The following is an 8,015-nucleotide window of genomic DNA, read 5'->3' on the forward strand; positions in this document are numbered from 1 at the left end:
CCGACGCTACCGCGTACCGCTGGGGTACGGTCGGTCCCGATGGCGACGACTGAGGAGTGCCGCGCCGCACTCGAGAAGCTCTCGGACCACATGGGCGACGCCGAAGGGGACGTGCGGGCCGCCGCCGAGCTGGACCGCTCGGTGAGCTGCCACATCACCGACCTGGACGTCACCTTCGCCGGACGCATGGCGGACGGCCGGATCGACGTGCGCGAGACCCTGGAGGGGCCGCCGCGCGAGAAGGCCGAGATCAGGCTGGCGATGACCGGCGACGACCTGGTGGCCCTGGTCGACGGCGAGCTGCACTTCGCCAGGGCCTGGGGCTCGGGCCGGGTGAAGCTGGAGGCGGGCCTGCGCGACCTTTTCCGCCTCAGGAAGCTTCTGTAGCCGCCACCTTTTCGCGCTCGACGGCGCTGCCGCCCCGTGCCTTGCGTGCGGCCGGCACCACCAGCGGCGTGCCCGTCTCCGGGTCGGAGATGATCTGACAGCGCAGCCCGAAGACCCGCTCGACCAAGTCGGCGGTGACGATGTCCTTCGGCGCACCCTCGGCGATGACCTCCCCGCCCCGCAGGGCGATGAGGTGGGTGGCGTACCGGGCGGCGTGGTTGAGGTCGTGGAGGACGGCCACGAGCGTGCGGCCCTGCTCCTCGTGCAGCTCCGCACACAGGTCGAGCACGTCGATCTGGTGCTGGATGTCCAGGTACGTCGTCGGCTCGTCGAGCAGCAGCAGCGGCGTCTGCTGGGCGAGCGCCATGGCGATCCACACGCGCTGGCGCTGTCCACCGGAGAGTTCGTCGACGTAGCGGTCGGCGAGCTCCGAGATGCCGGTCCGGGCCATCGACTCCTGGACGACGCGCTCGTCCTCGGTCGACCACTGGCGCAGGATGCCCTGGTGCGGGTACCGGCCCCGGCCGACGAGATCCCCGACGGTGATGCCGTCGGGCGCGATGGACGACTGGGGCAGCAGGCCGAGGGTCCGCGCGACCTGCTTGGCGGGCATCGACTGGATGACCGAGCCGTCGAGGAGCACCCGGCCCTGAGTGGGCTTGAGCATCCGTGACAAGGCCCGCAGCAACGTGGACTTGCCGCACGCGTTCGGGCCGACGATCACGGTGAAGGAGTTGTCGGGTATCTCCACCGACAGCTTCTCCGCGATGACCCGCTGGTCGTAGGCGAGGGTGACGTTCTCGGCGGTCAGGCGGTTCACGTTGCTCCTTTGGTTGTTCAGCCCGCTGCGGATGCCGGCGTCGGCGCTCATATCCGGCCCGCCTTGCGCTCGGTGACCAGCAGCCACAGCAGGTAGACCCCGCCGAGTACGCCGGTGATCACACCGACGGGCAGTTGGTCGGCGCCGAAGGCCCGCTGCGAGATGAAGTCGGCACTGACCAGCAGGGCGGCACCCATGCACAGGGACGGCAGCAGGTTGGGGCCCGGCGAACGGGTCAGGCGGCGGGCGAGCTGCGGCGCGGTGAGCGCGACGAAGCTGACCGGCCCCGCGGCGGCGGTGGCGGCGGCGGTGAGCAGCACGGCGGCCACCATCAGCAGGGCGCGTACCCGCTCGACGCGCACTCCGAGGGCGTAGGAAATGTCGTCACCCATCTCCATCATGCGCAGCGCGCGCCCGTCGGTGAGAACCAGCGGAACGAGCACGGCGCACAGGATGAGCAGCGGCCAGACCTGAGCCCAGTCACGGCCGTTGAGGGACCCGGTCATCCACACGACCGCCCGGGAGGCGTCCACGATGTCGGCACGGGTGAGCAGATAGCCGTTGACGGCGGTGACGATCGCGGAGACGCCGATACCGACCAGGACCAGCCGGTAACCGTGCACGCCCCGCTTCCAGGCGAGCAGATAGATGGCGAGGCCGGTCACCAGTCCGCCGACGAGCGCGCCGATCGTGACCTGTGCCGAGGTACCGGAGAACAGCACGATCATGGTGAGGGCGCCGGCCGTCGCGCCCTGCCCGAGGCCGAGCACGTCCGGGCTGCCCAGCGGGTTGCGGGAGATGGCCTGAAACAGCGCGCCGCCCAGCCCGAGCGCGGCGCCGACCAGCAGACCGACCAGGACCCGCGGCAGCCGCAGTTCGTTGACGATGAACTCCTGGCTCGCGTTGCCCTGCCCGGCCAGGGTACGGAGCACGTCGGCGGCCGGTATCTCGAAGTCGCCGGTGCCGATCAGCAGGACGCTCGCGGCGAGCGCGAGGACCAGCAGCAGGGCGACGACGACGGTGGCCCGCACGTCCAGGCGGAAGGACAGCCCGCCCGGGCTGCGCACGGCGCGGTTGGTCTTCCCGCTCTTCACGGTCTTCCCGGTCTTCACAGCTGGGCCGTCCTCCGCCGTCGTACGAGATAGATGAAGACCGGCCCGCCCAGGACGGCGGTGACGATGCCGACCTGGAGCTCGGAGGGCCGAGCGACGATCCTGCCGAGGACGTCCGCGCCCAACAGCAGCACGGGCGACAGGATCGCGGCGTAGGGCAGGATCCAGCGCATGTCGGGCCCGGTGAAGGAGCGGACGATGTGCGGGACCATCAGTCCGACGAACACAATCGGCCCGCAGGCCGCGGTCGCCGCCCCGCACAGCACGGTCGCGGCGAGCATGGACAGCGCCCGGGTGCGGTTCAGGTTGGCGCCGAGGGCCTTGGCTGTGTCGTCGCCCATCTCCATGGCGTTGAGCGGCCGGGAGAGCGCGAGGGCGAGGATCGTGCCCGCCACGAAGAACGGCAGCACCTCCATGATGGTGTCGTCGGTCGCGGAGGACAGCGATCCGACCGTCCAGAACCGCATCCGGCCCAGCGCCGCGTCGTCCATGATCATCACGGCTTGGAGGTAACCGAAGAGCGCGGCGCTGATCGCGGTGCCGGCCAGCACCAGCCGCACCGGCGTGGCTCCCCGGCTGCCGCCCAGGAACCAGACCAGCGCACCCACGCCCGCCGCGCCTGCGAAAGCGAACCACACGTACCCGGTCAGCGAGGTGACGCCGAAGAAGGTGATGGCCGTGACGACCGCCGCGGAGGCGCCCGCGTTGATGCCGAGCAGGCCGGGGTCGGCCAGCGGATTGCGGGTGAGCGCCTGCAGGACGGCTCCGGCGAGGCCGAGCGCGGCACCCGCGAGCAGACCGAGCACGGTCCGCGACAACCGCTCACCCACCACCACGTCGCTGTACGAGCCCGAGTCGTGGAAGAGGCCGTGCCAGACCTGCGCCAGGGTCAGGTCCTTCGCGCCGACCGCGAGGCTCACCAACGCGATGAACACCAGGACCGCCGCCGAGACGGGCAGCCCGACGGCACGTAGGACACGGCGCTTCGGGGGCGGCGCGGGGGCGGTCTCCGCGCGCTGTTCGGGGGGGCTGTCGACCAACACCCGGTTAGGTTAGCCTACCCTGCCATCGATCACGATGCCGAGGATGACCGGACCGGCTCGCGGCCCCTCTCCTCAGCCCCGCCGCAGCCGGGCTCCTTCCCCGCACGGCGGCTCACAACCCCAGTCGCGCCAGCGCCTTTCCCGAATTGAGCTCACACCCTTCCTCTCCGCCCGCCGTCCAGGCCGCCGCACACAGCGCACGCAGCCCGTCCAGCGCCGCGCCGTCGCCCTCCAACTCCAGCCGTTCGACGCCGGCCGACGCCGCCCAGCCACCGCAGCGGAAGCCACCGCCCGCGTCTCCGGTGACCTCGGGCTGCCCGGACAGCAGCCCGCGCAGATCGGCGTCAACGTACGTCGGCCGGTGCCGCGGCGGCGCCGCCAGCAGCTGCGCCCCGTCGGTCACGCCGGTCAGGACGAGCAGCGAGTCGACCTCGCCGTTGAACGCGCCCTCGATGTCCGTGTCCAGCCGGTCCCCCACCACCAGCGGACGCTGCGCGCCGGTCCGCAGGATCGTCTCCCGGTGCATGGGCGGCAAGGGCTTCCCCGCGACCTGCGGCTCGGCCCCGGTGGCGATCCGGACGACCTCCACCGCCGCACCGTTGCCCGGTGCGATGCCCCGGGCGCCCGGAATCGTCAGGTCGGTGTTGGATGCGTACCACGGCACCCCGCGCGCGATGGCGTAGCAGGCCTCCGCGAACCGCCCCCACGGCAGCTCCGGCCCGCCGAACCCCTGCACGACGGCCGCCGGATCGTCCTCCGCGGACTCGACCGGCTCCAGCCCCCGCTCCCGCAGGGCGACCCGCAGCCCATCGCCGCCGATCACCAGCACCCGCGAGCCAGACGGCACCTGTTCGGCGATCAGCCGGGCCACCGCCTGCGCCGACGTGATGACGTCGTCCGCGCCCGTCGGTATGCCCAGCTCGGTCAGGTGCGCGGCCACCGTGTCCGGGGTCCGCAGCGCGTTGTTGGTGACGTACGCCAGGTGCATGCCGCCCGCGCGGGCCGCGGCGAGCGACTCGACGGCGTGGTCGATCGCGTTCCCCCCGGCGTACACCACCCCGTCCAGGTCGAGCAGCGCCGTGTCGTACGCCTCGCCCAGGCTCCGCCCACTGCCCTGGGGCCTCGTCCTGACGCTCCGGCTCATTGCACATCGCTCCTCGTTCGACGCCTTTCCCCCGATCATCCCCCATGCCACTGACACACGTACGATGCCGGGATGAACACAGCAGGTCACCCGGAAGCAACGGCGCGCCGGGGCCTGGAACTCACCCCGTTCCGAGGCCTCCGCTACGACCCCGACCGGGTCGGCAGCCTGGCCGCCGTGACCTCCCCGCCCTACGACGTCGTGGTCCGCCCCGACGGCCTGCTCCACCTCGAATCCGCCGACCCGCACAACATCGTCCGTCTGATCCTGCCGCAGGCCGCCTCCCCCGAGGCCCGCAACGTACAGGCCGCCGACACTCTCCGGCGCTGGAGGGCGGAGGGTGTGCTGACCGCAGACTCCGAGCCGGGCCTGTACGTCTACGAACAGCGTGACGGCGACGGCATGCTGCAACGCGGCATCATCGGCGCCCTGCGCGTCTCGGACCCTTCCGAGCAGGTCGTGCTGCCGCACGAGGACGTCATGCCCCACGTCGTCGCCGACCGCGCGGCCCTCATGCGGGCCACCCGGGCGAACCTCGAACCCCTGCTCCTCACCTACCGCGGCAACGGTGACACGGCGGCCACGACGACCGTCGTGGAACGCACCGTCGAACAGCCGCCGCTGCTGTCGACGACCACGGAGGACGGCTACTGCCACCGCCTGTGGTCCCTCACCGACCCCGACGACCTGGCCCGCGTCCGGTCCGAGCTGGCCGGGCGCCAAGCCCTCATCGCCGACGGCCATCACCGCTGGGCCACCTACCGCACACTCCGCGCGGAGCACCCGTCCCCCAGCCCCTGGGACCACGGCCTCGTCCTCCTGGTCGACACGGCCCGCTACCCGCTGCGTGTCCGCGCCATCCACCGCTTGCTGCACGGCTTCCCGCTGCACGATGCCGTCGCCGCCCTGGACGGCCACTTCCGCGTCCGCCGACTCGGCGGCCCTCTGACCCGGGCCATGGAGGACCTGGCGGAGGCGTCCGCGTCGGGCAACGCCTTCCTGCTCGCCGGTGACGGCGCCTTCCACCTCGTCGACCGACCGGACCCGGCCCTGCTGGACCGCACGGTCCCCACCGACCGCCCCCGGGCCTGGCGCACGCTGGACGCCACCGTCCTGCACGCCACGCTCCTGGCACACGTCTGGCGGGTCCCGGACGACTCCGCGGCCCACGTCTCCTACATTCACGACACGGCTGCCACCGTGGAAAAGGCGGAACGCGACGGCGGAACGGCGGTACTGATGCACCCCGTCCGTGAGGAGGTCGTCCGCGAACTGGCACAGCTGGGCGTCACGATGCCCCGGAAGTCCACGTCCTTCGGCCCCAAACCGGCTTCGGGCCTGGTGTTGCGCGCGCTGGACCTGTGACGCGGCTCGAGACCACTTAGACGAAGGGGCGGGACCGTGTGCCGGTCCCGCCCCCTCGTCATCAGGTCGCGGACGTCAGTCCTTCGCGCCGTCCTCGGTGCCGTCCTCGGCGACGGGGCTCGCCGGGCCCTCCTCGCCCTCACGCTCGTCAAGGGCGTCCATGAAGTCCACACCGTCGAGCTCGGCGAGCCGGTCGGAGGCGTCCGTGCTGCCGTCCCGGTCGGACTCCACGGCCTTGGCGAACCACTCCCGCGCCTCCTGCTCCCGACCGGCGGCCAGCAGGGCGTCGGCGTAGGCGTACCTCAGCCGCGCGGTCCAGGGCTGCACGGAGTTGGAGGCCAGCTCCGGACTCTGCAGCGTCACGATGGCCGCGTCCAGCTGGCCCATGTCACGCCGGGCGCCGGCCGCCACCAGCCGCATCTCGACCTGGCCCGCCTTGTCGAGCTTGTGCACCTCGGGCGCGCCGGCCATGTCCAGCGCCTTCTCCGGCCGCCCGAGCCCACGCTCGCAGTCCGCCATGACCGGCCACAGCTCCACCGACCCGGTCATCCGCCGCGCGGCCCGGAACTCCGCCAGGGCCTCGCTGTACTTCTGGTTGGCGTACGCGGCGAATCCGGCCGCCTCGCGGACGGCGGCGACACGGGACGCCAGGCGCAGGGCCACCCTGGAGTAGCCGTAAGCAGCTTCCGGGTCCTCGTCGAGGAGCCGGGCGACCATCACCAGGTTCCTGGCGACGTCCTCCGCGAGCGTCTTGGGCAGGCTCTGCAGTTCCTGACGTACGTCCTTGTCGATCTCGTCGCCCGTGACCTCCTCCGGGATCGGCAGGCGCTTGATCGGCTCACGATCGCGATCACGGTCCCGCTCCTCACGGAAGCGACCACCGCCGCCTTGCCGGTCGTCCCGCCCACGGAACCCACCGGGCCGCCCGCCCCGGTCGTCGCGTCGGGGACCACGGGCCCCTCGGTCGTCGCGCCCACGGAACCCACCGCGGTCGTCCCGACCCCGGAAGCCGCCACGATCGCCGCCGCGGCTGTCGTCGCGCCGGCCGAAGCCGGCCCGGTCACCGCGGTCACCGCGGTTCTCGCGGTCATCACGACGGTCGTCCCGGCGGAAGCCACCACGGTCGCCACGGTCATCCCGGCGGTCGTCACGCCGGTCATCCCGGCGGTACGAAGGACGGTCCCCACCACGGTCGTCGCGCCGGAAGGACGGACGGTCGCCACGGTCGCCGCGGTCGTCACGGCGGAACGGGGGACGGTCCCCACCACGGTCGTCGCGCCGGAACCCCCGGTCCCCGCCACGATCCCGGTCATCACGACGTGGCCCACGGTCACGGTCGTCACGACGCCCGTACCCACCACCACGGTTGTCGTCACGCCGGTCATCACGACGGTCGTCCCGGCGGAAGCCACCACGGTCGCCACGGTCATCCCGGCGATCACCGCGGCGGTCGTCACGCCGGTCATCCCGGCGGTACGAAGGACGGTCCCCACCACGGTCGTCACGCCGGAAGGACGGACGGTCGCCACGGTCGCCGCGGTCGTCACGGCGGAACGGGGGACGGTCCCCACCACGGTCGTCGCGCCGGAACCCCCGGTCCCCGCCACGATCCCGGTCATCACGACGTGGCCCACGGTCACGGTCGTCACGACGCCCGTACCCACCACCACGGTTGTCGTCACGCCGGTCATCACGACGGTCGTCCCGGCGGAAGCCACCACGGTCGCCACGGTCATCCCGGCGATCACCGCGGCGGTCGTCACGCCGGTCATCCCGGCGGTACGAAGGACGGTCCCCACCACGGTCGTCACGCCGGAAGGACGGACGGTCGCCACGGTCGTTGTCGCGACGGAATCCGCCGCGGTCCCCGCGCTGGCCGTTCCCGTCACCACGGCCACCACTGTCCCGTCGCCGCTGATCGCGCTCCGGTCGGTCGTCGGGAGAGTTGGTGGACATGGGTGACTCCTGTCTTCGGTACCGCAAGTCATTCTCGCGCAGCCGGGTACCCGGTGCGCCCTGGAAAAGACGAAAGGACCCCTGGTCCCCAGCTGAACGCTGGGGACCAGGGGTCCTTCCCAAAGATTGTTCGGCGGCGTCCTACTCTCCCACAGGGTCCCCCCTGCAGTACCATCGGCGCTGTAAGG

At 72.1% G+C, this 8,015-nt stretch carries 8 protein-coding genes; 3 read left to right on the forward strand and 5 right to left on the reverse strand.

All coding sequences use genetic code 11. The annotated features are described in order from the left end of the window. Window positions 1-39: 39 nt before the first annotated feature. The gene (locus tag IE142_RS22980; RefSeq protein ID WP_043374595.1) at window positions 40-387 is read left to right on the forward strand and encodes an SCP2 sterol-binding domain-containing protein; all 348 of its coding nucleotides are present in this window, start codon (window positions 40-42) and stop codon (window positions 385-387) included. On the opposite strand, the gene IE142_RS22985 is transcribed toward IE142_RS22980, so the two are convergent. From IE142_RS22985 to IE142_RS23000, 4 genes are all read right to left on the reverse strand, one after another. Continuing rightward, a complete protein-coding gene (locus IE142_RS22985; protein WP_191887485.1) occupies window positions 371-1,258 on the reverse strand; it encodes an ABC transporter ATP-binding protein in 888 nt (295 codons plus the stop codon). The two genes, IE142_RS22980 and IE142_RS22985, sit on opposite strands and share 17 nt — an antisense overlap. Next, complete coding sequence (locus IE142_RS22990; RefSeq protein WP_191887486.1) at window positions 1,255-2,319, reverse strand: FecCD family ABC transporter permease; 1,065 nt, start codon at window positions 2,317-2,319, stop codon at window positions 1,255-1,257. Before IE142_RS22990 ends, IE142_RS22985 begins: the two co-directional genes overlap by 4 nt. Then, complete coding sequence (locus tag IE142_RS22995) at window positions 2,316-3,362, reverse strand: FecCD family ABC transporter permease (RefSeq protein ID WP_191887487.1); 1,047 nt, start codon at window positions 3,360-3,362, stop codon at window positions 2,316-2,318. Before IE142_RS22995 ends, IE142_RS22990 begins: the two co-directional genes overlap by 4 nt. A gap of 112 nt (window positions 3,363-3,474) precedes the next feature. Beyond that, the gene (locus tag IE142_RS23000) at window positions 3,475-4,506 is read right to left on the reverse strand and encodes an HAD hydrolase-like protein (RefSeq protein ID WP_191887488.1); all 1,032 of its coding nucleotides are present in this window, start codon (window positions 4,504-4,506) and stop codon (window positions 3,475-3,477) included. Window positions 4,507-4,578: 72 nt separating this feature from the next. Here IE142_RS23000 and IE142_RS23005 point away from each other — a divergent pair, with 72 nt between their 5' ends. After that, entirely contained in the window at window positions 4,579-5,871 is a 1,293-nt protein-coding gene (locus IE142_RS23005) for a DUF1015 domain-containing protein (protein ID WP_191887489.1), read from the forward strand. Between the two features lie 75 nt (window positions 5,872-5,946). Here IE142_RS23005 and IE142_RS36220 read toward each other — a convergent pair whose 3' ends face one another. After that, complete coding sequence (locus IE142_RS36220; RefSeq protein ID WP_194523947.1) at window positions 5,947-6,696, reverse strand: tetratricopeptide repeat protein; 750 nt, start codon at window positions 6,694-6,696, stop codon at window positions 5,947-5,949. A 63-nt stretch (window positions 6,697-6,759) separates the two neighbouring features. Here IE142_RS36220 and IE142_RS37550 point away from each other — a divergent pair, with 63 nt between their 5' ends. Beyond that, entirely contained in the window at window positions 6,760-7,833 is a 1,074-nt protein-coding gene (locus IE142_RS37550; RefSeq protein ID WP_194523948.1) for a hypothetical protein, read from the forward strand. Window positions 7,834-8,015: the final 182 nt, after the last annotated feature.

The sequence above is a fragment of the Streptomyces mutabilis genome, from assembly GCF_014649815.1.
GTDB lineage: Bacteria > Actinomycetota > Actinomycetes > Streptomycetales > Streptomycetaceae > Streptomyces > Streptomyces mutabilis.

Coding starts and splice junctions, on each gene's coding strand:
- IE142_RS22980 (WP_043374595.1), top strand. CDS start 40: ATGGCGACGACTGAGGAGTGCCGCGCCGCACTCGAGAAGCTCTCGGAC.
- IE142_RS22985 (WP_191887485.1), bottom strand. CDS start 1,258: ATGAGCGCCGACGCCGGCATCCGCAGCGGGCTGAACAACCAAAGGAGC.
- IE142_RS23000 (WP_191887488.1), bottom strand. CDS start 4,506: ATGAGCCGGAGCGTCAGGACGAGGCCCCAGGGCAGTGGGCGGAGCCTG.
- IE142_RS23005 (WP_191887489.1), top strand. CDS start 4,579: ATGAACACAGCAGGTCACCCGGAAGCAACGGCGCGCCGGGGCCTGGAA.